The sequence below is a fragment of the Paenibacillus sp. 01T431 genome, from assembly GCF_056398625.1.
The window spans coordinates 198737-224860 of record NZ_JBFTPT010000011.1 but is presented as its reverse complement, the minus strand read 5'-3'; the positions used below and the strand labels follow the sequence as shown (position 1 = coordinate 224860).

General features: G+C 44.3%; 15 protein-coding genes. 11 read left to right on the top strand and 4 right to left on the bottom strand.

What is annotated here, in order from left to right; genetic code table 11:
- The first annotated feature begins 362 nt into the window (after nucleotides 1-362).
- A complete protein-coding gene (locus AC1DM9_RS20825; RefSeq protein WP_477581964.1) occupies nucleotides 363-6884 on the top strand; it encodes an endo-1,4-beta-xylanase in 6522 nt (2173 codons plus the stop codon).
- A 477-nt stretch (nucleotides 6885-7361) separates the two neighbouring features.
- On the opposite strand, the gene AC1DM9_RS20820 is transcribed toward AC1DM9_RS20825, so the two are convergent.
- On the bottom strand, nucleotides 7362-7757 hold the full coding sequence (locus tag AC1DM9_RS20820) for a hypothetical protein (RefSeq protein WP_477581962.1): 396 nt from the start codon (nucleotides 7755-7757) through the stop codon (nucleotides 7362-7364).
- A gap of 357 nt (nucleotides 7758-8114) precedes the next feature.
- On the opposite strand from AC1DM9_RS20820, the gene AC1DM9_RS20815 reads away from it, so the two are divergent.
- The 3 genes from AC1DM9_RS20815 to AC1DM9_RS20805 all read left to right on the top strand — a co-directional run bounded on the left by AC1DM9_RS20815 (nucleotide 8115) and on the right by AC1DM9_RS20805 (nucleotide 12247).
- Nucleotides 8115-9113, top strand: coding sequence for a glycoside hydrolase family 53 protein (locus AC1DM9_RS20815; RefSeq protein WP_477582065.1), 999 nt, complete (start codon nucleotides 8115-8117; stop codon nucleotides 9111-9113).
- Nucleotides 9114-9442: 329 nt separating this feature from the next.
- Nucleotides 9443-10528: a ribosome small subunit-dependent GTPase A gene (rsgA, locus tag AC1DM9_RS20810; protein ID WP_477581960.1), complete on the top strand. Its 1086-nt coding sequence runs from the start codon at nucleotides 9443-9445 to the stop codon at nucleotides 10526-10528.
- Between the two features lie 264 nt (nucleotides 10529-10792).
- The gene (locus tag AC1DM9_RS20805) at nucleotides 10793-12247 is read left to right on the top strand and encodes a DHA2 family efflux MFS transporter permease subunit (RefSeq protein WP_477582063.1); all 1455 of its coding nucleotides are present in this window, start codon (nucleotides 10793-10795) and stop codon (nucleotides 12245-12247) included.
- Nucleotides 12248-12356: 109 nt separating this feature from the next.
- Here the strand turns inward: AC1DM9_RS20805 and AC1DM9_RS20800 are convergent, their stop codons facing one another.
- Nucleotides 12357-13262, bottom strand: coding sequence for a DMT family transporter (locus tag AC1DM9_RS20800; RefSeq protein WP_477581958.1), 906 nt, complete (start codon nucleotides 13260-13262; stop codon nucleotides 12357-12359).
- A gap of 151 nt (nucleotides 13263-13413) precedes the next feature.
- On the opposite strand from AC1DM9_RS20800, the gene AC1DM9_RS20795 reads away from it, so the two are divergent.
- Together AC1DM9_RS20795 and AC1DM9_RS20790 are read left to right on the top strand one after the other, a co-directional pair.
- Nucleotides 13414-14826 carry an aminotransferase-like domain-containing protein gene (locus AC1DM9_RS20795; RefSeq protein ID WP_477581956.1) on the top strand — a complete coding sequence of 471 codons (1413 nt, stop codon included), beginning with the start codon at nucleotides 13414-13416 and terminating at the stop codon, nucleotides 14824-14826.
- Nucleotides 14827-14912: 86 nt separating this feature from the next.
- Complete coding sequence (locus AC1DM9_RS20790; protein WP_477581954.1) at nucleotides 14913-17231, top strand: glycoside hydrolase; 2319 nt, start codon at nucleotides 14913-14915, stop codon at nucleotides 17229-17231.
- A 14-nt stretch (nucleotides 17232-17245) separates the two neighbouring features.
- Here the strand turns inward: AC1DM9_RS20790 and AC1DM9_RS20785 are convergent, their stop codons facing one another.
- Nucleotides 17246-17971, bottom strand: a complete 726-nt coding sequence (locus tag AC1DM9_RS20785; RefSeq protein WP_477581952.1) for a hypothetical protein — start codon at nucleotides 17969-17971, stop codon at nucleotides 17246-17248.
- Between the two features lie 368 nt (nucleotides 17972-18339).
- On the opposite strand from AC1DM9_RS20785, the gene AC1DM9_RS20780 reads away from it, so the two are divergent.
- The 3 genes from AC1DM9_RS20780 to AC1DM9_RS20770 are packed head-to-tail and all read left to right on the top strand — an operon-like array spanning nucleotide 18340 to nucleotide 20810.
- Entirely contained in the window at nucleotides 18340-19383 is a 1044-nt protein-coding gene (locus AC1DM9_RS20780; RefSeq protein ID WP_477581950.1) for a multicopper oxidase domain-containing protein, read from the top strand.
- A gap of 18 nt (nucleotides 19384-19401) precedes the next feature.
- The gene (locus AC1DM9_RS20775; protein WP_475446715.1) at nucleotides 19402-20601 is read left to right on the top strand and encodes a ZIP family metal transporter; all 1200 of its coding nucleotides are present in this window, start codon (nucleotides 19402-19404) and stop codon (nucleotides 20599-20601) included.
- Nucleotides 20602-20627: 26 nt separating this feature from the next.
- Nucleotides 20628-20810: a twin-arginine translocase TatA/TatE family subunit gene (locus AC1DM9_RS20770; RefSeq protein ID WP_477581947.1), complete on the top strand. Its 183-nt coding sequence runs from the start codon at nucleotides 20628-20630 to the stop codon at nucleotides 20808-20810.
- A 60-nt stretch (nucleotides 20811-20870) separates the two neighbouring features.
- Here AC1DM9_RS20770 and AC1DM9_RS20765 read toward each other — a convergent pair whose 3' ends face one another.
- A complete protein-coding gene (locus tag AC1DM9_RS20765) occupies nucleotides 20871-23003 on the bottom strand; it encodes a heavy metal translocating P-type ATPase (protein WP_477581945.1) in 2133 nt (710 codons plus the stop codon).
- A 249-nt stretch (nucleotides 23004-23252) separates the two neighbouring features.
- On the opposite strand from AC1DM9_RS20765, the gene AC1DM9_RS20760 reads away from it, so the two are divergent.
- Entirely contained in the window at nucleotides 23253-24272 is a 1020-nt protein-coding gene (locus AC1DM9_RS20760; RefSeq protein ID WP_477581943.1) for a response regulator transcription factor, read from the top strand.
- Nucleotides 24273-26066, top strand: coding sequence for a cache domain-containing sensor histidine kinase (locus AC1DM9_RS20755; RefSeq protein ID WP_477581941.1), 1794 nt, complete (start codon nucleotides 24273-24275; stop codon nucleotides 26064-26066).
- The last annotated feature ends 58 nt before the right edge of the window (nucleotides 26067-26124 follow it).

The window sequence follows — 26124 nt, the reverse complement described above, 5'->3', positions numbered from 1 at the left end:
AGATCATCATAGTAAGATATTCTGAGCTTCATGTTTACAAATTTCTTGACGCTACTAAATGTTGTGAGATAGTATTAAAACATACTAGTCATACTAGTCATATCATTTACGCTTTTTTACGTAATATTATCGTTTTGTGTGCGAGGCTGTCACTTTTACCAAATGAAGGTCATGTACCAGTATCCAATCGCTTGAAATGAAAGGATATGAAGGAGGTGATTGTAACCAAGGAAACCGAACAAAGCCGACCAGTAAAGTAACGGGTCTCGTTACCACCACTACAATATACGGCTGAGTAGGTCTATCGCAAATGGAGGTAAGATTTATTGCGGAAAAAGTTAAAAGTTGAAGGAGACTAAAGCATGAGATATTGTAAGCGCTTTATTTCATTGTTTCTAGTTGTAATTATGTCACTTACCTTAGTTGATATGAATTTAGTGTTTGCTGATGAGAATATGCCTAATAATAATGAAATCATAAAAATTAACTACACCGCAGCGGCGAATGGCGAGGAGAATCGTACGACATCAAATGTAATTACACTGGTCTTTGAAGAACCAGTACGGGAATTAGTGGAGAGCGACATTACCATCTCAGATGGTACCGCTAGTGTAACCAAAGGAACGTTGACTGTGGTGGACGAGTCTAACGGCACTCAATATAATCTCGGAATTAGCGGGGTTACTAATGAAGGCACCGTCAATCTTAAGATTACGAAGGACGGTGTGGACGACTTGGAAAAGAGTGTTGATATCCATAGAAACCCGATCACCTTTAACGTGGTAAATGTTGGCGGCACAGCGTTTGTGAGGAACAGCACCGCCATAAGACTGACCTTCAATGCAGCTGTATCAAATCTTTCGGCAGATGATATCATTCTCAGCGCTGGCACCCCCGCCGCAGTATCTAACTACGCTTCCTCATTAGCGGAGAAGGGATCTTTGACGAAAGTAAGCGAAAATGTATACGAACTTGCACTCAGCAGCATTACTAGAATGGGTACGCTCGGTGTCCAGATCGATAAAATTGGGATAGAAGCCGATCAGAAGAATGTGATTATTAACGCAAAGGTCGATAAGACGGCTTTACAACCTACACCGCCCCGCGATATTTTCCCACAGGATATTACCTCTTTGCCCAAGTCACCGGGACTTAACGATCTATTTAAGTTTCTAGATCCCACTAGCGGCACAACGGGCCGAGTTGAAACCGACGAAGATTGGTTCGAACGCAGGCAAGAACTCAAAGACCTGATTCAGTACTACTATTATGGCAGAAAGTACCCGACGACTAAGAGCGCCATCACAGTGAATGCCCAGACTAACCAAATCAATGTCACTATAAAAGACAACGACAGAACCGTGACTGCGAGTCTTGGCAATGTCACCGTACCTACGGGCACAGCGCCTGAGGGAGGCTGGCCAGTTATCATCGCCTTTGGTTTCGGCCAGTCAGCCATGGCGATCCAAAACGGCTACGCTGTAATTAGTGTCTCTAACTGGGGAGCTAGCAGAAACGGAGACTACTATAAGCTATACCCATTTAACCCCTACGAGTATGATTTCAATACGGGTTCGATAATGACGGCGGCATGGACTGTCTCCCGAATCATTGACGCAATGGAGATTAGCGCCGAAGCTAACGACGGTATAAATCAATGGAATATCAACCCATATAAATCCATTACAACAGGCGTTTCTATAAACGGTAAATATGCTCTAATGTCGGCAGCCATGGACGAACGTGTCGGTGCGGCAGCGCCCGTAGATAGCGGACAGTCTGGTGTATCCAGCTTCCGTTACACCGCTGAAGGCAAATTATTTAACTACAACGCACCGTTCGACCGGATTTATCGCAGGAACCAGAAAGGACTCAATAGCATCCAGTACTCTGGCGAATCATTCTGGATGGGTCTTGGAACAGCGGCTGGATTCCACCAACAGACGGATATGGAATATATGCCCTTCGATTCACATGCCGTTGAGGCACTAATGGCACCGAGACCGCTTATCGCATTTGTCGCAGATAATAACTTTGATTGGACGACTCCACCTTCCTCTGTGATGGCGATGAGTGCGGCTAATGAAGTCTATGAGTTTCTAGACAGTGACAATATTGCTGTACGTGTGCGCGACGGCGCTCACGCCATCCAGGACAGAGACGTGCCGTTTATGATTGCTATTATGGACAAGGCATTCAGTAATAAGCCGCTGGAAGTTAAGGATCTCTACCCAAAAAGCGACCCGCCAAGCTATGGAATCGGGACTTACGACAAAATCTCTGACATGACGATTACTCCATACGATGTCGACAGCTCCTACATCCGTTGGTCCCGCCCAGGCAAGTACACGCTGTGGACCGAAAATGAGATTGTCACCGAAGGCATTCCTGCGACAATCAAGGTTCACTCTGACGATGCGAAGGTTAAACTAACGATACTTGACGGAAATAACAAGCCGACGAAGGACACGTGGACAGCCGATGTTGTCAACGGCACAGCGGTGTTTAATCTAACGGATGAGCAAGTTAAGATTGGGCGTTATGAAATTACGACCGTTGGTACTGCTAAGGACAGCAAGACTGTATATTTCCAAGGCATCGACTTAGCAACAGGACTGCGCCACGGCACCGCTAGAAATGATAATGGTGCGGCTGTAATGTATGGCTTTACCAGCAAAATCAATAAGGATCTGGTAGAAGTCTACGCCGATGGCAATAAGCTGACACAATCTTTGCAGGAGGATACTGAACAGGCTTGGATTATCAATTACGGCGTGACGACGAACCCTAATGAGAATAACCGCATACTGAATAATGCTTTTAATGTCATCACACTGAAAAAGTTGCAGATGGAGGCTATGCCAGGCAGCACGTTTGAGATCTCGATCGACAAATCTAAGCTGGCGAACAATCAGGAAACGGTCAGCTGGAACGCATCAGCAGCCGTTCAGAAGACTGGTCCTCAGCCGAACTGGCCGCCATATCCGAACAGTCTGAAGGACGACGGAAACCGTCCTTTACTCACGGCGACGACGACTGAATTTAATGCTGAAATTGCTTTCAGTTTGAATGACATGGTGGATCTGACTGCCAGTGATACGCTCAAGATTACATTTGATGAGCCTATGAACAAAGGAGATTTTGGCATCGGCTTTGATTTCTCAGACGACTTTACGCTTAAGTGGGCTGAGGATAACAAATCAGTCGAAGTGACATTTAACAGTGTCACAAAAAATAAAGGTGAAGTTTGCAACATATACATCATGCGTCTGATAGATGCCGCTGGCAATATGATCGCTGCTCCTATACACCATTCATTCACCCTCATGCCGAATTCGGATGTCATTTACTATGAGGGTTTTGAAAGCGGCAACACGCTTCAACAAAACGGTGATGCGACAGTTAGTCGGACACAGGAATACGCTGCCGCAGGTACCAGCAGTCTGAGCGTCGCTCCGACTGCTGCGAACAACTACAGCGGGGTTTCCCTCCGCAATACCTTGCCTACGATGCCGATGTTGCCAGGCGGCAAGTATAAGCTGACAGCCAAGGCGCTTAGTGCGAAGGACGCCACATTGGGCGTACGTGTAGAAACCAAAGATAGCGGAAACAACGATACTTACGGCACCGTTGGGAAAACCAAGGTAAATCTGGCAGCTGGCCAGTGGGCGGATGTAGCATTGGAATTCACTGTACCCGCAGACCATAAGTCTGTTAGCGCTATTGTATTTCACAACGACGCACAAATGACAGATTTCACCTTCTATTTAGATGAGGTAAAGCTGCAACTCATAAGCCCGCCTGCGCCAGTGGAGGAACCAGAGACCAAGGAGTTGTTGCGTTTCGACTTCGACAATAAAGCGGAGCAAGGAAGCCTCTTTACGTCAGCTGCATCCTCAAAGATTGAGTGGATCAATGAAACTGGTGCTGGGAAGAGCGACGATAGCGCTTTTAAGGTTACACATGTACCTGATACAAGCTATACCAGCGCAGACAACGCTGTTCGGCTGACTCTTGCTGAGCCGCTTCCTGCCGGAGGAGTTTATAATATCTCGGCATGGTTCTATGCCCCAGCTGTCGGTAACGAAGGCAAAGGTATGCTTACTGGCCCTGGACTGGTACTTAATCAGGATTACGCCAATAGCGCAAACAAACTTCCAAGTAATCCAGGCAATCTGCCGATCGGTCAATGGAAAGAGGTAAACGTTCTAACGCCGTTAATGGAGAGACCGTTGGAATCAATCGATTTCCGTTTACTTACTAACGATGCAGCTGCTCATGCTGATGTGTGGTACATTGACCAGATTGTGATCAGCCAAGTTGGCGATCTGAAGGAGATTCCTAAGTGGGATCTGACATTATCTTCAATCGCAGATACCTATAAGGATTATTTCCTAATCGGTAACGTCATGAGTCCTAGTCAGACGACTGATGCCGAGAATACGGCCATGTATAAGCATCATTACAACGTCATGACGCCTGAGAATGATATGAAGCCGCAGTATTTAAGCTCTGCTAATGGCGTGTACAACTACGGTAATGCCGACATTCTAGTGAACTGGGCTCAGGCGAACAATATCAAGGTTCATGGTCATACGCTCGTCTGGCATTCCCAGTCGGCTCTTTGGCTGACTACGGGCGAAGGAAACAAACCACTTGCTCGTGCAGAAGCCAAGGCGAACATGGAACAGTATATCAGCAATGTTGCTGGACACTACAAGGACAAAGTTGTATCTTGGGATGTCGTAAACGAGGCTTTTAACGGCGGATCGGGCATTCCTACGGACTGGAAAACGGTTCTGCGTAAGGATTCCCCTTGGTACATGGCTTATGAGAACGGCGCTGATAAAAGCAAGGGAGAAAGCGGCGCAGACTATATCTACGATGCGTTTGTGTTCGCGCGTTTGGCTGATCCGGGTGCTACTTTGTATTACAACGACTATAACGAGAATGAGCCTTGGAAACGGGAAGGTATGGCGCTGATGGCCGAAGACCTTAACGAGAAGTGGAAAACGGACGATCGCAATAAAGAGCCTGGACGTTTGCTAGTGGAAGGCATCGGCATGCAGGCGCATTACTGGATCCAGAGCTTGAATACAGAGACCGTGGAAGCAAGTATTGCTCGTTTTGTTCAAGCAGGCGTGAAGGTTAGCATCACCGAGCTGGATATCCCGTCAACTGGCACGCTCACGAAGGAAGAGGAGACTTTACAGGCTGAGCTATATGCGAAGCTATTCGTTATTTTCAAGAAGTATGCGAGCAGCATCGAACGCGTTACCTTCTGGGGCAAGGCGGATTCCCAGAGCTGGCGTGCTTCGGGAAGCCCTCTGCTCTTTGATAAGGCGTTGGCAGCCAAGCCGGCATACTATGCGGTTATCAATCCAGAAGGTTATCTGAACCTTGATCCAAGCCCTGCTGCACCGACTGGTGTCTCTGCGAAAGCGAAGAGCAGCAGCGAGATTGAGGTCAGCTGGACAGCTTCGGAGAACGCAACGGGATACAACGTTTATCGTTCCGCTTCTGTTGATGGCAGTTACAGCAAAGTCAACATGCAGCTGATTACTGAAAGCAAGTTCCAAAATAGTGGCTTGTCGGCATCAACTACTTATTACTACAAGGTTGCAGCTGTCAATGATGCTGGAGAATCCGTACTATCCGAAGTAACGCAAGCAACGACTAATAGCAATAGCACTAACCCGAATACCACGCCAACATCACCGACGGATCAAACTCCTGTTAAACCTGGTGAAGTGATGGCAGAAGTGGATTCGAGCGGTAACGCTAAAGCTCTAGTCAAAGCCGATGATGTGAAGAAGGCGTTGCCTGAAGCGAAGGCTGGAACGATGAAGCTATTCGTTCTTGGTACCGAGAATGCCAAACTGATTACAGTATCCATACCAGTTGATCAAGTGAATGAAGCCAAAGAAGCAGGCATTAAACGTATTGAGATTTCTTTCGGGCTCGCATCTGTACAGTTGCCTGTATCGTTATTCGAAGGTGCCGCCGGCAAAATCAGTATTGAATTGAGTGTTGCCAAGGTGGATAACAGCACGCTGCCAGAAGCAGCACGCACTTTAGTAGGTTCGAATACGGTCTATGACTTCAACTTAAGTGTTGACGGTCAGAAGATTGCTGATTTCGGTCAAGGCAAGCAGGTGAAGGTTGAAATACCTTACACGCTGAAGCCTGGAGAGAGCACGGATCAAATCGTGATCTATTACTTGTCGGATGATGGCAAACTTGAAATCATCAAGAATGGCCGTTATAGCAAGGATACTGGCACGGTGGAATTTAATGCGAAGCATTTTAGCAAATATGCTGCCATCGCTAGTCCAGTTAAATTCAGCGATTCTAAAGCAATCGCATGGGCGAGTGACAGTATTGATGGATTGGCTGCACGCGGAATCGTAAACGGTGTGACAAAGGATTCGTTCGCGCCAGGCCATTCAGTTACACGAGCTGAATTCATCCAAATGTTAATGCTAACGCTTGACCTGAAACAACCGAACGCAACAAGTACATTCTCAGATGTTAAGCAAGGTGCGTGGTATTACGACTCGGTTGCTACGGCTCAGCAGCTTGGTATCGTGTCCGGTCTGACTGATGGTTCTTTCGGTATTAACAACAAGATTACTCGTCAAGAGATGGCTGCAATGGCATATCGAGCGATTCAGAAAGCAGGAATCACGATGAATGATGAGAAAGCGGCAGCAGCCTTCAATGACGAACTAGCTATTGCAAGCTACGCTAAAGAAGCGGTGGAAGCTATGCATAAAGCTGGCATCATCAATGGTGTCGGCAATGACAAGTTCGATCCAAAAGGAACGGCTACTCGCGCCCAAGCGGTAGTCATCCTGTATCAATTGTTAATAAAGTCTCTGTAATATCTAATTAGTAATGAAACAAGTAGAGCGCCCTGTAGAATATATGGTCTGCAGGGCGCATTACTTGAATTGAAAAGTAAATATCTTAAGAGTTGAATCGCTTTTAGGACATCATAGGGTGCTTAAAAAGGTTGAGGATGAACTCAGTTTGTGACGAATTGACTGTCTCAAATAAAGTGAAAATAGGAGCTGTGCCAAAAGTAGATTTATCTACGATTGGAGCAGCTCCTATTTTTTTGATGCTGTTTAGACAGAAAGTTGTCCTCCCCTTATCAAACCTATAGCTTACGAACCCAGCAGATCTTATTTGTACCATTTATAATGAATTAAAATTGTAACGAACCCCAGAATCGTTATTTCGAGCAAAGTAGCTCATGAAACCCTGTAACTCGTGATATAACATTAATCAGATTCGTTAAATTAAAAACAAATCAGTTTTCAACATAATAAGCACTATACAGTTCGTTAGAGAAATGATCATGGAAGGTTATGCGCACTATTGATTTTTGAAAGTATAGTTAAACGTAACTTTTCAAAATCAATATTTTGAAAATTGGACATAACGATACTTACTGAATAGTCCCTGCCAAAAATTCGGTTTGTAATTTCCCAAAATGAACGACTTCCTTGCTCGCTAGCCCAGATTCCAAGTTTATTAACTCCATTTTCGGAAAAGCACTCTACTCTGTATATATCGTTCATTAGGATAACTTTGCGTCCGAATAACCATTTGTATTCGAGAGATTCATTGGTGATTTTTAAATAAGGTTTGTTAAATAAAGCCATAGCAAGCCATATATATCCGATAAAAATGGCGAACGCTAGAAACATAATGTTTACTATGATTTTTTCTTGACCATCTCCGGGTATCATGATGAAGCTAATAAACAAGACTATTATAAAGCTATATAGAATGTGGAGCGACCACTTCAGTTTAGATTCTTGGTGCAGAGGTAAGGAATATAGGCCGTTTTTTTTCAATAATGAATCCTCCACATTACTTTCCTCCCGCTTCCGTTATTAAAATTAGTCTAATCATTTTTGTGATTGACTTCAATAACATAATGAATGTTGCAATTGTATCCTGTTTGCCAAAGCTTGGCAGCCTCTATAATAAGAACACAACATTGAAAGCGCATACATTAAATTTCTATGCTTCAACATTCAGGTGAAGGAGGAGAATGTATGAAACGAAGGTTTTACAGTTTGACGCTTGTTGTCGCCTTGTTAATGACTATTTTTGGGGTGAATGGGGGATCTGTGCCGCAGATCAGCGCAGCACCTGCATTTGCGAAAGGTGCGGACATTAGCTGGGTAGCCGGCATGGAGGCGCAAGGGTATACGTGGAAGGACAAAAACGGCGTAACTAGGGACATTATTCAAATTTTGAAGCAGGATTACCAAATCAACTCCGTACGTATTCGAGTATTCGTCAATCCTTCTTCGAACTATGGCAACGGGTATATGAATAAGGATCGTGCTGCAACCTTGGCGAAGCGGGCGAAGGATGCCGGGATGAGTGTCATGCTTACATTGCACTACAGCGATTCGTGGGCGGACCCCGGAAAACAGACTAAGCCTGCTGCTTGGGCAAGCTATTCGTTCCAGCAACTGATGGATGCGGTTTGGAATCATACGCGCGAGGTTATGACAGCTATGCAAAGCAAAGGGGTCACGCCCGATTGGGTGCAAATCGGCAACGAAACGAACGATGGCATGCTCTGGAATGACGGGAAAGCTTCCTTAAACATGCAAAACTACGCTTGGCTGATCAACACGGGCAACAATGCGGTCAAGTCCATTAGTTCAGCTACGAAAACGATTGTCCACTTGTCCAACGGCTATGACAACAGTTTATTTGTCTGGAATATCGGCGGACTGATCGCGAGCGGAGCGACCTTCGATATTATCGGGATGTCTCTTTATCCTACCAGTGCAGATTGGTCGACTAAGGTCACGCAAACGGTCAGCAACTCCAACAATATGATTTCGCGCTATGGCAAGCCGGTTATGATTACCGAAATTGGTATGGATTATAACCAGCCTGCCGCTGCCAAAAGCTTTGTCGCTGATATAAAGACAAAAATACGCAATATTGCAGGTGGAAAAGGGCTTGGCGTGTTTTATTGGGAACCGGAAGCGACCCCTGGTTATAACGGAGGTTATAATAAGGGAGCTTGGCAGGCGGACGGCAAACCAACGATTGCGCTTGACGGCTTTTTGAATTAATGAGTACGACCTATCCCTCGTTCATTAGAACTGGTGATAGGTCGTTTTTTTATAGCTATAGACGGAGAGAAAGAAACATTATGTTTTCGTTATTTCGCAATGTTTCGTTTTCATGCTACAATAATGGAGAAATTTAGTTGCAAGCTAGCTAAGCTGGCTTGAGGGGAGAGATGAAAATGGAGAAATTAACTATTATTGAAGGTGCGGCAGTCGGGGTCACAGGAATCCTCCTTTCAAGCGAACAATAATTTCGTTTCCCAAATGAGGATTCAACTGTGACTGGTTTTGGCGTTAGCCATATGAATAACCAATTACAGGGGGAATCCGCAGTGAATCAACAAACAACGAATATGGTATTACAATCATTAGGTTGGAATGAGTATTTTTCTAATCATTTTGCCGCTTATGCCAAACAAGGGTATAGTGCCGGGCGAATCATATTGGAGCATAAAAACATGTACCGTCTATTGAGTGAGCATGGCGAGCTCATGGGCGAGGTAACGGGTAAGCTGCGTTTTGAAGCAACAGGTCGAGAGGATTTTCCAGCAGTCGGTGACTGGGTAGTTATAAAACCGAGGCTGGAGGAACAGAAAGCTTCGATTCATGCGCTGCTGCCACGAAAGAGCAAATTTTCCCGTAAAGTGGCTGGAGACACGGTAGAAGAGCAGATTGTAGCCGCTAACGTTGATACTGTTTTTTTAGTGAATGCCTTAAATAATGACTTTAATATACGCAGGATGGAACGTTACTTGATCCTCGCATGGGAAAGCGGCGCTGCGCCGGTCATCGTGCTGAGCAAAGCAGATTTATGCGACGATTTGGAGGCGCGCATCGCAGAGGTAGAATCAATTGCGATTGCTGTCCCTATTCATGTGGTCAGTGCCTCGCAGGGAGAAGGGCTAGATCAGCTCGCACCATATTTGGGTATAGGCAACACGATTGCGCTGATAGGTTCTTCGGGTGTAGGTAAGTCTACACTGATTAACAAATTGAGCGGTGTTGATCTGCAACGAGTCAATGATGTGCGTGGCGGGGATGACCGAGGTCGTCATACGACGACGCATCGCGAGCTTGTTCAATTACCGAGTGGAGCACTGATGATTGATACACCTGGTATGAGGGAGCTGCAGCTATGGGAGGCCGATGAGGGGTTCCGTGGTGCATTTGATGACGTAGATTCAATTGCAAATACTTGCAGATTCAATGACTGCAAGCATGAGCAAGAGCCCGGCTGTTCTGTCCGAAAGGCAATAGCTGATGGATCTTTGGAGCAGGCTCGTTTTGAAAGCTATCTCAAACTCCAACGTGAGCTGGCGTATCTAGCACGTAAGGAAGATGCGCGATTGGCAGCCTCTGAAAAAGCAAAATGGAAAAAGATTAGCACAGATATGAAACAAAGAAAAGTAAAAAGATAAGTCATGCGACAGAGCCTTTGAAAGATTAGGGCTCTTTTTTTTATGCCTTCAGCATAGATGCTAACTTGAGGGATCAAGCTGTGAAGTTTTGAAATATTCGACGGAATTCATGAAGCAAAGAAGTTGAATGTTCATTTCGTTAGTATCATAATTTAGGTTATTGACAATGAGGACAAATGTTCGGTATATTTTGTAAGTAATGCGGACAATTGTCCGAAAAGAGAAGAGAAAATTGGAGGAGGAGTATTCTTGAACGGCCCTACTATGGAGGTTAACTCCAACCTGGATTTGAGCAAAATCAAGAAAGGACCGATCGTTGCCGCACTCATTATTGGCGCATTTGTATCGATTCTGAATGAAACCTTGCTGAACATTGCTTTCCCAGAGCTCATGAGATATTTCAGCATCACGGAAACGACTGTACAATGGCTGGCTACAGCCTATATGCTCGTAGTCGGTATTCTTGTCCCTATAACAGCACTTTTGCAACAGTGGTTTAGCACACGTCAAATGTTTCTCGGAGCAATGATTTTATTCCTTGCGGGTACGGTGATATGTGCGACAGCACCAATATTTGAGTTTCTGCTTGTTGGACGTGTTGTGCAAGCTTTGGGCACAGGACTAATGATACCTGTATTGATGAATACGATTCTTATCATTTTCCCTCCAGAGAAGAGGGGCGGCGCAATGGGATTGATCGGTCTGGTCATGATGTCCGCTCCGGCTATTGGGCCTACTTTATCTGGTCTTATCGTTGACTCGCTTAACTGGAGATGGCTCTTCTATCTGGTCATTCCTTTGGCGGTCGTTTCTATCGTCTATGCAGCGATTTATTTGAAAAATGTAAGTGAATTGACGAAACCAAAGGTCGACATTATTTCCATCCTGCTCTCCTCCATCGGTTTTGGGGGCATCGTCTATGGCTTTAGCAGCGCAGGAGAAGGCTCATGGTCAGATCCTAAAGTTGTCTGGTGCCTGATTGTAGGCGGAATCAGCTTGATTTCATTTGTATGGCGTCAACTTGCGGTGAAGGAACCGATGCTCGATATGCGTGTTTTCCGTTACCCCATGTTTTCGCTCGTTACGGTGCTAATGCTTGTACTTATGATGGCTATGTTCTCTACGATGATCATGCTTCCGCTATTTTTGCAAAATGTCATGATGCTTACAGMACTTAGCGCTGGTCTTGTTATGATGCCCGGCAGTATCTTGAATGGTATTATGGCACCGGTCTCCGGTATTTTGTTTGACAAATTTGGACCAAGGGTGCTTGTTATACCTGGTCTCATCTTGATGAGTGTATCCATCTGGTTGTTTTCTGGAATTGATGCAGCATGGACGAGCGGATATGTTGTATTCCTACATATCTTGATGATGATTGGTATCTCATTAGTGATGATGCCTGCGCAGACGACAGGGCTTAATCAGCTGCCGCGCAGATTGTACGCGCATGGTACGGCGGTTATGAGCACGCTGCAGCAAGTGGCAGGTGCGGTTGGTGTAGCCTTGTTCGTAAGCATTATGTCTTCCGGCATGAGAGATTATATGTCTACATCTCCGGATCCGACCAACCCTGCTGAAGGAATACCTGCAATGGTAGCTGGTCTTCACAGTGCGTTTATCGTCGGCGGAATTCTCTCTGTCCTCGCAATTCTTATCGGTCTCTTCATTCGCAAAACGAAGGCACCACAAGAGGATGAGCAGAAGCAGGCTGCTTAATCAGATTTGTTCGAGTAGCTTGGACAAAATACATCTTTTTATAAATTAAAGGCAGCCAATAAGTTCAATGAACTTATTGGCTGCCTTTTTTAATTTTTAAAACACTTTACTACCGCAATCTTCGCTTTGCGATTAACTGGCTGAGTGCACCTGCGTTTACAAGGACGGTTCCACCAATAATCGTAATGATACCAAGAAGTGTAATCCATGAGATTGTCTCATCATAAAAGAGTACGCCGACTCCTACAGCAATCGGAGGAGAGATATAGAGCCATGTAGATGGGAAAACGGGATTCGTCTTTGCTACGAGCCAGTAGAATAAGGTATGCCCAACCATGGAACCAATCACAATCAGATAAATTAATGAGCCTGCCGTCTGAAATGATGCAAAGGATTCAAGGTGCACCTCTTCGGTGAACACAGATAAAATGAACATCATCGCTCCGCCAACCATCATTTGTGCCGCGTTCATGGCTATCGGTGAAACATCGGACATGCGGTTGATTACTTTTTTGGAATATAGCGCACCTGTTGCATAGCAGCATTCTCCTATGAGTATGGCTCCGCAGCCTACAATCCACAAGGGTGATACATCCACCGAAAGATTGGGCAAAACTAACAGCAGCACGCCGATGCAGCCAATAATGCAGCCGTATAGCGAGTGTTTGGGAGATTTTTGCCGAAGAATAGCCGTTTGCAGCAGCAAAATCATGATGGGTCCCGTAGCCGATAACACAGCCGCGAGTCCAGAAGATACATATTGCTCCGCCCAGTACAGCGTAGAGAAGGTGCCAAACGTCAGAGTCGCCCCAGTGAACAGCATCTCTTTGCGCAGCAGCAGGGAGAAGCTAGCCTTGCGTTTCCAAACCATCCAGAGAAACAGAATAGCGCCAGCCAGAAAAAAGCGAAGCCCTGCCGAGAAGAAAGGGGGAGCACCGGCGTCTACTCCGATTTTAATTGCCAGAAAGGTTGTGCCAAATATAAGACATACGAGCGCATAAGCCAAAAAAATCATGTTCATTTCCCCTTTAGATGTCGGATCGAGATTGTATTTTGTTAATCATATAGGGAGCAAGGCAGAACAGATTGTATGGAACAGAACAGAAGGATAAATATTTCGTGTACAATAATAGAAATAGGTAGCCGCGAAGAGGTGTTATGAACAGATGAAAAAAGAATCGGGAGCGCATCAAGCCCATCCGTTATTCCGGCAAGTGTATGATTATATCTTGAACCGTGTAGAGCGAGGGGAATGGAAAGCCCATCAAAAATTACCGTCGATACGATTGCTTGCTGAAGAGATCAATGTGCATCGGCTCACGGTATTTAAAGCCTATAGATTGCTGGCTGAGGACGGCAAAGTGTATGTAAAAGACAAATCGGGATATTACGTATCGGAGGACGATGACTTTTCTGAAGGGTTGGAAGAGAGCACCGTCGTTACCTCTTATGCGGTGAATAACTCGTTATCTGATATTCACCGAATTCCAGCTAAGTATCAGTTCTCTCAAGCGCTGATTGATCCTAATTTGCTGCCGAATTTGTTCTTATCGGACTATGTGAAAAAAGTATTTGATCTCTATCCTAAGGTTATGGGGACTTATGCCAGCGTTCAGGGGGATGAAGAGCTTCGCGAGTCGCTGAGCCAGCATTTCAGAGAGCATCATCGATTACAGCTGTCATCGGAGGAATTGTTAATCACATCAGGTGCTCAGCAGGCCATAAATTTGATTGCCCAGATTATGCTTGGGCCGATGGATGCGGTGTTGATTGAGCGACCGACCTACGGCGTAGCGATGGATATTTTTCGCAGGCAAGGCGCGCGGCTTATTCCTGTTGCGATCACACCGGAAGGTTATGACTTAGTAGAAGTAGAAGCCTTGATGCGCACGCATAAGCCTCGTATGTTCTATATGAATCCAACCCACCAAAATCCGACCGGTTATACTGTTCCATCATGGCAGCGCAAATTGCTGGTGGAATTGGCAGAGCGTTACCGCTGCCTTATCGTGGAGGATGATCCATTCCGAGATATGTATTTTGTTGAGCCGCCCCCGCTTCCCTTATTCGCTTATGACACGGAGGGCTGGGTCATCTATATTAGCAGCTTCAGCAAATATATTGCGCCGGGTCTGCGGATTTGTGCTGCAGCCTGCCGATATCCATTCATGGAGCAGTTAATCAAAGCGAAGGCGCTTGCGGATAACGGGACTCCTCAGCTTAATCAGAAAATATTTTTGCATTATTTCGCCTCACCGAGGCTGCAGCAGCATGTGGAAAAGCTTCGTATTGCGCTGCAGGTTCATAAAGAGATCATGGAAGAGGAGCTTGCCATAGCAGGCTGGGAATGGACTGCACCACAGGGCGGGCTTAATTTATGGGTTAAACTTCCAAGCCATATATCAGGAGAAGCTCTTCTTAAAAAAAGCAGGGAGCAATCCATTTCCTTCGTTCCCGGAGAAATATTTGACCCGCTAGGCGAGCTGAAATCATGGATACGGCTTAGTTATTCTTTTGCGAGTGAGGCATTATTGCGGGAAGGAATGCAGCGCTTAACGGCTTTATCGCGGACTTTATGATTGAAAGAAATATTTAGTTGCTGAACATATTTTTTGTAACATTGGCGTAACACCCCTGATGTAGTCTGATTCAGGAGGTGCGAGACATGAAAAAAATAATAGCCATCATCATGCTGGCTGCAATCACAGCAAGTGTTCTTGCGGGGTGCAAGGACGACAATAATACGCGAGGCGGGGAAGTAAATGCACAAATAGAAGATGTGGATTTTAGCTTTAACGTAGATCCAGAAACCTTCGCGCTTGAGGTCGAGTCGGGTGGAAGGACTGAAAAAGCATCGGAACCACTGGACAAAATGAATGTTACAAATGTAAAAAACAGCGGAGACCAAATTAGCTGGACCTATCCAGAGAAACAAATGGACGTTGAAATTGAAAAAAAAGCGAACTATGTAGATGTAACGATCAAATCCAGCAAGGCGGAGGAAAATAGCTTTGCATGGCCAATCGTAACGGGCGAGGGGTATATGCTTCCATTAAACCAAGGAAAGTATATTCCAAGCGATGATCAGACGTGGAAAGAGTATTTGAGCGAACAAGAAATGAAGGTCATTGAGTCTTTCTCGATGCCATTTTTTGCAGCTGATAAAAGCGAATACTCGCTGATGTACATTATTAAAAACGCATATAACAATGAAATTGTTTTTAATACCGATAACGCTATCCAGTTTACTTTTCATCATGATTTTCCAGTAATTAATAAGCAAAAGGAATATKGATTTAGAATTTATGTAACGAAAAAAAATCCAACAGCTGTCGCAAAAACGTATAAAGATTATTTGATTGAACAGGGTGAATTCAAAAGCTTGGCGGATAAGGCTAAAGAAAATAGCAATATCGAAAAGCTTTACGGAGCACCGCACGCTTATTTTTGGGACAGAACGGTCATTTCAGAAGAAAATATACAATGGGCAAAGCTGAGGAGCAATCTTCCCGAAAAACTGAGATTATGGATTCAGGAGCTATTAAAAACTAACGTGGAAGATGGAGCAGAGCTTTCATCCGCTTTTGACGATTTAAATCGTTTAGACTATGTAGATAAATACACGATAAATCGAATTGTAAAAAGTTTAAGTGCTGTCATGCAGCTAAAAGAATTTTATGATTCCAAAATATTTACTGACTTAGATGAAGAAACTCAGCGATTATTAAGCAGCGGTATAGAAAAATTGAACGCTGTTGAATTAATTGACCTGAATAAACGTTTATTAAAAAGCGTGCTTGGCGCTGCAGTTGATCCCATTGAGAAGTGGGCAGATGCCAATACGATTGATGTCATAAAGGATATGAAGCAGTCTGGGCTCGACAATATGTGGATTGGTTTGGATGATTGGCAGGAAGGGTTTATTAAACCTGCGTTTGTCAAAGAGACAGAAAGTCTTGGTTATTTAATTGGCACCTATGACTCGTATCATTCAATCCATGAACCAGGAAAAGAGAAATGGACGACGGCTAAGTTTAAGGATACTTCCCTTTACGAGCATGCAACGGTAACCGATAAGAATGGGAAAAAAATTGTAGGGTTCCAAGGAGAAGGCAGAAAGCTCAACCCAACGCTTGCCTTGCCTAGTGTAGAAGAAAGAGTAACATCGATTTTCAATACAGGTTTAGCTTTTAACTCATGGTTTCTAGATACGGATGGTACTGGAGAAATCTTCGATGACTATTCGCCAGAGCATGTGACTACGGAAGAAGAAGATATACAGGCTAGAATAAAGCGAATGGCGTATTTGCAAAAACAATGGAAGCTGGTCGTTGGAACAGAGGGTGGCAACGATTTTGCTAACCAAACGGTTGCTTTTGCGCATGGAATAGAGACGCCATCATTCTCTTGGATGGATAAGGATATGAGCACAAATAAAGAAAGCGAATATTATGTAGGAAGATATTATTCGAGCAATGGCGGGGTTCCCGAATTATTTGCTAAGCAAATACCGTTAAAGGACAAGTATAAGAAGCTGTTTTTGGATACTAGCTATACGATCCCATTGTATAAGTTAGTTTACAACAATTCAGTGATCACGACATATTGGTGGGGCTGGGGGACTTTAAAAATAGAAGATGAAATTTCGAATCGAATGCTGTATGAAATTCTTTATAATGTGCCTCCGTTATATCATCTAGATAAACACGAGTGGGAAAAACATAAGGAAACCATCGTGAATCATTCTAAGGTATGGTCAAGCTTTAGTAAAAAAGCGATAAAGGAAGAAATGACGGATTATAAGGTTCTAACAGAGGACAAACTTGTTCAGATGACGGAATATGGTAAAGCGTTGAAAGTAGTGGCTAACTTCTCGGAAGCTTCTTTTAACTTTCAAGGCGAGGTCATACCAGCGAAATCAGTGCTAATCCTTGATGGAAATGATAAAACGATTTATACACCGAAAGAGCCCACAAAGAAATAAAAAAGTAATGGGCTCTAATTTTTAGCTTTATTTATAGAGATTTCAACGATTTTTGTTTTCTTTTCAGTTGAAGTATACCAGTGTTTCACTGCTTCATAATCTGATGATGCTAAATCAGCCGACTCGATCATAAACCGATCTTTCTCGATCCATTGATAGTCGAGTATAGGCCAGATTGGAGTAGACATGTATTCGTTCGTTAATGCTGTAGATTCAAAAGGTATTTTTTCCATAGTTAATAAATCAACAGCAATCAGCGTATGACGAACAATTTCTCCGCCTTCGCTATAACCGTATCGTAACAGCAGCTCTGTTTTATCCGGAGATAGTTGATAGTCTTGAAAAATGCCGTCACCCAAAGCGAGACTTGTAATTGTGGAGTTGCTTTCCTTCACTAAAATGGTTGAACACTGCTTATTTCCACAACTGTACTTTAACAATATGAAATGTTCTTGAGTGGAGAGAGTGAGCGCTTCTGATTGGGTCCGTTCGATTTCGGTCTTGCTATCCTCTTGCGATTGTAAATATTGCTTATACGGAGGAATATCGTTAATCTTTAGCTTTAAGTTTTTTCCATTTTCGTCTTTGACTATGAGTGTATCAGATGAATTCTCGAATGGTTTCTGTTCAATGGAAAGGGACTTTTGTAATGGATCAGCTTGAAGACTTTTTATGATAAATACCACGGCTGTCGCGACTATCAAAAGAAGAAGAAGAGGTACCAGTAATTTTTTTCTCATCTAGTTTTATCTCCATTTTATTTAATATAATCACCTTTTCATAATAGCTAAACTTTTAAACGAAGATTTTTACTGGTATGTTGCAGGCTATTGTGATTCATATTCTTCTACGAAATAGGAGAGAGAGGTTTCCCGTGAGTTTATCGAACTCGAGGGAAGCCTTTTTTTCATTGATGCAGTATTCTCCCGAGCAAATACAAGCTTCATAAAAAACACTTTACAACCTGCCTAGGTTAGCATATATTTTACTCATACCAAAAAAGTTTCCTGAGGTAAACTAATTGTCCTTAAGTAAAATAAATTTTTTTTATTAATAATTTTGCACTGAGGCAAAATTAAACCCTTATATTAACATGGAGGTGAATCGAATGGTATTTGATCCAAATCGGCAGTTCTCAAGACGAAACATCCTTAAGGTCGGAGCTGCCGGCGTACTAGGTGTGATCGGAGGCAGCTTCTTAAATACAAGTGCATTATTTGGCAGGTCTGCTCATGCGATGGGGAAGGAAGAAATGCATCATACGCTCAAAGACCAGATGAAACAAGGGATGGCACACGGTTATGATCCGGGAACGGATTCAACGCCGGGGCTTGAAGCGGCAGTAAAAGCATTAACGGCTTTTGATTATGGGGTCGTTAGTACTTCTTCAGATGGCAGGACGATTAGAGAATACGATATACAGGCATGGGATGCTGAGGTGGAAATAGCGAAGGGCATTAAATTTCCAGGGTGGACATTCAACGGCACGATTCCAGGGCCGACACTTCGTTGTACGGAGGGGGATATCGTACGAGTCAAGTTCGGGAACGGGTCCGCGCACCCGCATTCCATACATTTTCACGGTATTCATCCAACCCACATGGATGGTTTAGAACCTATTTCGACGGGCAGTGAATTTGTGTATGAATTTGAAGCCAAGCCAGCAGGGCTGCAGCCCTATCACTGTCATGTTCCTCCGCTGATTAGACATATTCACAAGGGCCTATATGGTCACTTCATTATTGATCCTAAGAAACCAAGGAAACCTGCAAAAGAGCTAAGTATGGTCATGAATGGCTTTGATCTGGACTTAGATGGCGAGAACGAGGTTTACACGGTCAATGGCTACGCATTTGCGTACCAATCTAGACCGATTAAGGTGAAAACGGGTGAGCTGGTTCGTATTTATTTAAGTAATTTAACGGAATTTGATCCGATTAACTCCTTTCACTTGCATGCTAATTTTTTTCACTATTATGCCACCGGCGCTGACCCAGATGCGAGGCCGCAATATACAGATACGATTATGCAGTGCCAAGGGGAGAGAGGCATCATTGAAGTTACGTTTCCCGCTCCTGGAAAATATATGTTCCATGCTCATCAAAGTGAGTTTACGGAGCTCGGCTGGATGGGATTTTTTGAAGTCGGTTAAGTAGAGGGGGTGTGCGATGTGCAAAGTGAAATAATAAATAAAAAGCTAGGTAAAAAAGCAGTCTGGCTGCTTGGCATAATGCCCTTGCTGCTGCTGGCTGGCTTGATTTCTGTTATCGCTTCATGGGGTACAGGTGTAGAAGAACAGCAAGCGGCCCCGATTGAAGTGCTCAATTTTGAACGTATTATTTTGACGGATGATGGATTTGAAGTTCGTATACTTAATTCTGGGCCAAAGGAGCTGACGGTTGCTCAAGTTGTTGTCGATGATTCTTTTTGGAATGCTTCCTACTCACCTAGTCCTACGCTTGAGAGATTCGGCAGCTCGACGATCTATATTCCTTATCCTTGGGTGGAGGGAGATCCTCATCAAATTAAGCTTATCACCTCTAACGGACTAATATTTACAGGGGATGTACCTGCTGCAATGAAAACGCCAACTGCCGATACCAATCGATTTCTGCAATATTCACTAATAGGTTTTTATGTCGGTGTCGTTCCAGTTGGACTCGGATTGCTATGGTATCCTTTTATGCGTCGCTTCTCAAGCAAAGGCATTCAGGCGGTATTGGCATTTACAGTTGGACTTTTATTTTTTCTTGCTGTGGATACCATACAAGAAGGATTAGAGCTTGGTGCGGAAGCACCCGGCGTATTTCAAGGCACAGGCCTAGTCTGGTTCGGTGCGGCATTAAGCTTCTTATTCCTCATAGCCATTGATCAGACGAAATCCAAAAAGGCAATCCAGCATAATGATCCTGGCAAGCAGGTATCCTTCAAAATCGCGAGTGGAATAGGTCTCCATAATCTCGGTGAAGGGCTTGCGATAGGTGCTGCTTTTGCCGCGGGTGAGGCTGCGCTTGGATCCTTCCTTATTATTGGGTTTACGCTGCATAACATTACTGAAGGGATTGGCATAGCGGCGCCGCTTTTAAAAGCAAAACCAACGTACAAGACTTTCCTCGCATTAGCACTCTTAGGCGGCGGTCCTGCTATTATCGGAACGTGGATCGGTGGATTTGTATTTAATCAAACGCTGGCGGCCTTATTCTTCGGTATTGGCGCAGGGGCCATTATACAAGTTATTTATGTCATTTTTAAAATGATTGTTAGGGATGCAAAGGCTGCAGAAGCACCTGCCGTTTCGTGGCTCAATTTCTCAGGTTTAACACTTGGCATATTGCTGATGTATGTAACAGCTTTGTTAGTTAACTTCTAGAACCAAACGGGAATGGGGAGTTCAGAATGCCGAATATAGGTGTTGCAGGAATTGTATTGCTTGTGATTTTAGGTTTGCTGATGTTTGGACCATCCAAGCTGCCTCAGCTTGGGCGGGCGATTGGAACGACGCTGTCAGAATTCAAAAAAGGGGCAAAAGGACTGATAGACCCGGATGAAAAACCCGATCAGCCGAAGGAGCGTGAATGATCAAACAAGCGAAGAGCCGTCAGCATAATGCTAACGGCTCTTGTTTATTTGCGTATGAATTTATTCTGCACGCTTTTTTCGTTCAATTAATATGGTCAAGCTGACAAGTGTAACAAATATAGTCGCTCCCATATCGGAGAGAATGGCAATCCATAAGGTGAGCCAGCCGGGAATGGTAAGCAATAATGCGATTATTTTCAGTCCGAGCGAGACGCAAATATTAAAGCGGATGACGCGATTGACCTTTTTGGCAATGGAAACGGCTTCGGGCAGCTTGCCCAAATGATCCTGCATGAGGACGATATCGGCTGTTTCAATTGCACTGTCTGTTCCTTTGCCCATCGCAATGCCGAGCTGCGCAGAGGCTAGAGCAGGAGCGTCATTAATACCGTCACCTATCATCGCGACATGGTGGCTTGCTGAAAGCTCTTTAATTTTCTTCACTTTATCTTCCGGCAGAAGGTTGCCATAAAACTCGGACACCCCGACGGCGGAAGCGACTTTCTCCGCTGTCTTCTGATGATCTCCGGTAAGCATAATGGTACGCTTAATTCCCAGTTTGTGTAAGGATGCGATTACAGACCGGCTTTCCTCGCGAATTTCGTCTGAAATGCCAAACATACCGAGTACTTGCTGATCGTCTGCCACCAATACAAGAGTAAGACCGTCATTTTTTAATTGTTCTATGCGATTTTGGACAGAATCCGGAATCGTAATATGCTCGATGCTTTTTTCATTTCCAAGCCAGTATGCAAAGCCGTTAACCTTCGCTTTAATTCCCCGACCTGATATCGTTTGAATTTCATCCGGTTCTGGTATTGTCATATTTCTGCTCGCTATTTCCTTCATAATCGCTTTCGCCAGCGGGTGGGAGGACGATTTCTCGATAGCTCCAGCTGCTTGGAAAAACCGTTCTTCATCATACGCTTCCAATTTGGCAACATGCGGTTCGCCTTTTGTTAACGTACCTGTTTTGTCAAAAGCAAGCGTGTCGATCTTCCCGAGCTGCTCTAGAAATACGCCGCCTTTGACGAGTACGCCGTTCCGAGCATTTCTTGTAATGCCCGATACAATAGCAATTGGCGAAGAAAGAATTAATGCGCAAGGGCAGCCTACAATTAATACGGATAATCCTTGATAAAGCCATGTAATCCAGTCTCCCTGAAAGAGGAGCGGAGGAATAAGGGCAACAAGCGCAGCAACAATCATAATGAGCGGCGTATAATATTTAGCGAATTTATTAATGAAAAGCTCCGTTGGCGTTTTGGTCTCCTGTGCTTCTTGAACGAGATGAAGAATTTTTGCCAAGGAGGAATCCTTGTATGCTTTATCAATTTGAACGAGAAGCAGCCCTTCATTGTTAATGCTTCCGCCGTAAACGGGTTCTCCAGCTTCCTTCTCAACCGGCAGTGATTCACCTGTGATTGCCGATTCATTCACCGAGCTTTTTCCTTCAGAGACGATGCCGTCCGAAGGGATTTTTTCACCGGGCTTAATTTTTACAAGATCGCCGATTTGAAGAGAAGCAATCGGAACGATAATCTCTTGGCCATTTTCTACTTTTAAAGCTTCTTTAGGCGCAACTTGAAATAAAGCTTCCATGGAGCGGCGCGCCTTTTCCATACCATAACCTTCAAGCAGCTCATTCAGTCCAAACAAGATGGCAACGAGAGTAGCTTCCTTCCATTCACCAATGGATACAGCTCCGATTAACGCAATAGTCATTAAGGTATCGATATTAAACTTCATTTTAATTAAATTTTTAAGTCCGCGGAAAAATGTGGTGTAGCCACTAATAATCGTTGCGGTCAAATATAATAGAATGACTGCTTGTTTGTCGAGCACACCATCAAGGAATAATGCGGCAACATAGATGATGCCCGATACGATGAGCAATTTGAGCATATTTGAATGGCCTTCGGAATGACTGTGATCGTGATCATGATCATGTCCAGCATGACTATGGGAACTATGATCGTGTCCCGTATTCGCTTCCGAGCTTGCTTCGATATAGGCATTGTCTGACTTTAAAATTTTCTTAACTGCAGCCATGGAAATTTGCGGATCAACCGTTAATTTTCCTGAGTTGTAGCTGAGCTTTGCATCCGAGCCATGCTCCAATTGTTTAATCTCTTCCTCCATTCGGAGGGCACAGCCGCCACAAGAGAGTCCCTTTATTCGATACTCATTCATAAGACATCCTTCTTCCAGTTGAATATATGAATACTTGTTCATATAATATGCAATTCCAACATTTATGTCAAACGTATTTTCTCCATTCCGCTATAAATTCATGTAAACACCATTCGGTTTGTTAGAATCCGTACACATCTGAACGCCATAAATTCAAGTAGACAAGGAATGGTAATTCCAATAGTATGAAACCAACGTTGTTATCATAAAGGCAAGCGGCTAGCCAGTATTTCAATCGGAGGAATGAATATGCATATATTGATCGTGGACGATGAAATGATCATTCGTAATGGCATAAAAAATATGATGCTGTCGTACAGCAATCCATTTACAAGCATCCGTACAGCTGAGAATGGGGAGCAGGCTTTAGCTTTCATTGCTGAGTATCCCCCCAATATCATCATTACGGATATTCGGATGCCAAGGATGGATGGACTGCAACTTTGCAAGCGCATTCATGATATCTATCCCTATATTAGAGTTGTTGTTATTTCCGGTTTTGCGGAGTTTGAATATGCGAAACAATGTATGGCGTACGGTGTGAAGGAGTATATGCTTAAGCCCGTTGTGAAAAAGGACATTCATGAAATGCTGGATAAAATATTGCCTGCTATGGAAAAAGGTGTCGTTGCGCCGACGCACTCGAAGAAATGGCTCGATGAGATGACGGAGCATATTTGGCAGCTGCGGTTGCCCGATTTGGATAAATGTTTGGATGATTGGCTTAGCTATTGCGGAGAAAGAACAGATCATCCACAGCAGTTAAATGAGCTATTGGAGGATTCCTTTCAAGCGGTATTGGATCGATTGCAGGACAAGGGTCATCAGTACACAGGGATTGCTGCCGCTGCTATAGAGAAAAATACTTTAACTGATGGAAAGCAAAGCTTTCGCGACAAAATCCACTCTGTAACCGATGAGCTTGCTTTGCGCAGAGGCGGCTTTAAGGATTTAATGACAGAGGTCAGAGCTTATATCGAGAAGAACATTGCGAAGGAAGTAACGCTAGAAGAGGTTGCCAATCTGGTTGGCCTAACGCCTAATTATTTTAGTTTGTACTTTAAAAAAACGACAGGGGTCACCTTCGTGAACTACCGAATGACCAAACGAATAGAAGCAGCGGAGCAGCTGCTCGCGCAGCCTCATTACCGAATTGTTGATGTCGCGCATGAGATCGGCTACGAGGACTATTCTCATTTTGCAAAAACCTTTCGGAAAGTGAAGGGCATCACACCAACCGAATTTCGCAGCAAGCTGGGGATTAAATAAATGATGAAGCGGCGAAAGGGACTATTTTTCCGGTTGTATATGTATTTCATCATCGTCATCCTTGTACCTCTATTTGTTCTAGGCGTGTACACCTACTATGGAGCGACAGAGAGACTTCGCGATCAGGCGGAGGCGAACATGGCACAGGTCGTCAACATTACGTCGCACCATTTGGAACAATATATTCGGAGTTATGAGAACTCAACGTTGTCGCTGCTTACTAATTTGGATATTAAAGAGTATTTGGATGTGGCGCCGGAGCTCAATTATGAAAATTATTTTTACTCATCCAGAATCAAGACGTATGCGTTTGAACCGATATTGATTCGTCACCCTGAGGTGCTCGCTTTGTACGTCGTTGGAAAGGACGGACGCTCTGTCGGCGTGAACAATAATGCATCCCTCGACTTTACAAGCCCCTCTGCCAAAAAATATGTAGAAAATCTATTCTCAGACATTCCAGATAATGGCCAAATCGTCATTTTGAACGATAGCATCAGCTCCGTGCAGAAAGGCCAATCTATCACGCTTGCCCGTAAAGTAAGAGGACTTCGGTCGATGGATTATAAAGGTGTTCTCGCCATTGAGATCAAGAGCACGGAGTTATCTACGCTTTGGAAAGGCATTGATTTAGGTCCCCAAGGCTTATTTCATATTGAGGATCGGCAGGGAGAAGTTGTTTACCATACCGATTCTAGCAAGATTGGCCAAAAGCTGTCCTCTCAAGCGAAGCGTGAACTGCCAGAAGGAAAGGCTGTGTCCTTCATAAGCAAGGAAGCCGGGGAAGAGAGGTTTACGATTGCCCGCCATTCCAGCTATACGAATTGGGATTTGCAAATATCGATTCCGATGAAGGATTTGCGCCAACCGATCATCGGCATTCGAACGAACATTATATGGATCGGCTTTGTAACATTGATATTAGGGCTGCTGATTGCTTATCGGTTCAGCTACTCGATCACAACGCCTATTCAAAAGCTTAGACGCGGCATGAAGCAAGCGGAGAAAGGGGACTGGACCCGAATTCCGTTAAATGGAAAGCAGGATGAGGTGGACGAGCTAGTTGTAAGCTACAATTCTATGGTCAATAAATTATCGGACCTGATCGAGCAGGTCTATACAGCGGAAAGCACCAAACGTGAAGCGGAGCTTGAGCGGCAGAAAGCAGAGCTGCAAGCGCTCCAACTGCAAATTAATCCTCATTTTCTGTACAACACGCTGGAGACGATTGTTTGCTTCCCCGCTGTACAGGATTCGGATGAGGTATCGGAAATTGTAAAAAACATGGCTTATATGCTGCGCTATGCTGTCCAAACGAGTTTGGAGGAAATTACGGTCGTCAACGAGCTGAAGCATGTGTTGAATTACATGGCGATCCTGAAGCATCGGTTCGGCAAGGAGTTCGAGATCGATGTGGAAATTCCGCCAGATTATTTGCTGAAGAAGATGGTCAGGCTTACCCTTCAGCCCATCATCGAAAATGTGTTTCAACATGCTTTTTTTGAAGGCATCGAGGACAAGCATCGGATCGAAATACGGACGGAAGAGACGGAGAGCTTTTTTGTTGTGTCGGTTAAAGATAATGGCTCTGGTATGAGCGAATCTACCCTGCTGCAGCTTCGAAGCCGCTTGGAGACGAAGAAGCTGACCGAAGTGAAGGAAGGCAAGGGAGGAATCGGCGTCCTGAATGTCCACCGCCGCATTCAGCTCGTATTTGGCGACGCATACGGATTAGAGATAGAGAGTGAATTAGCAGTCGGAACGGTCATTCGAATGATCATGCCCAAATCGTAAAAAAAACCATACCGACAAAGATGGCGCCATCGTAGAGCTCTGTGCCATAGTGTACGAT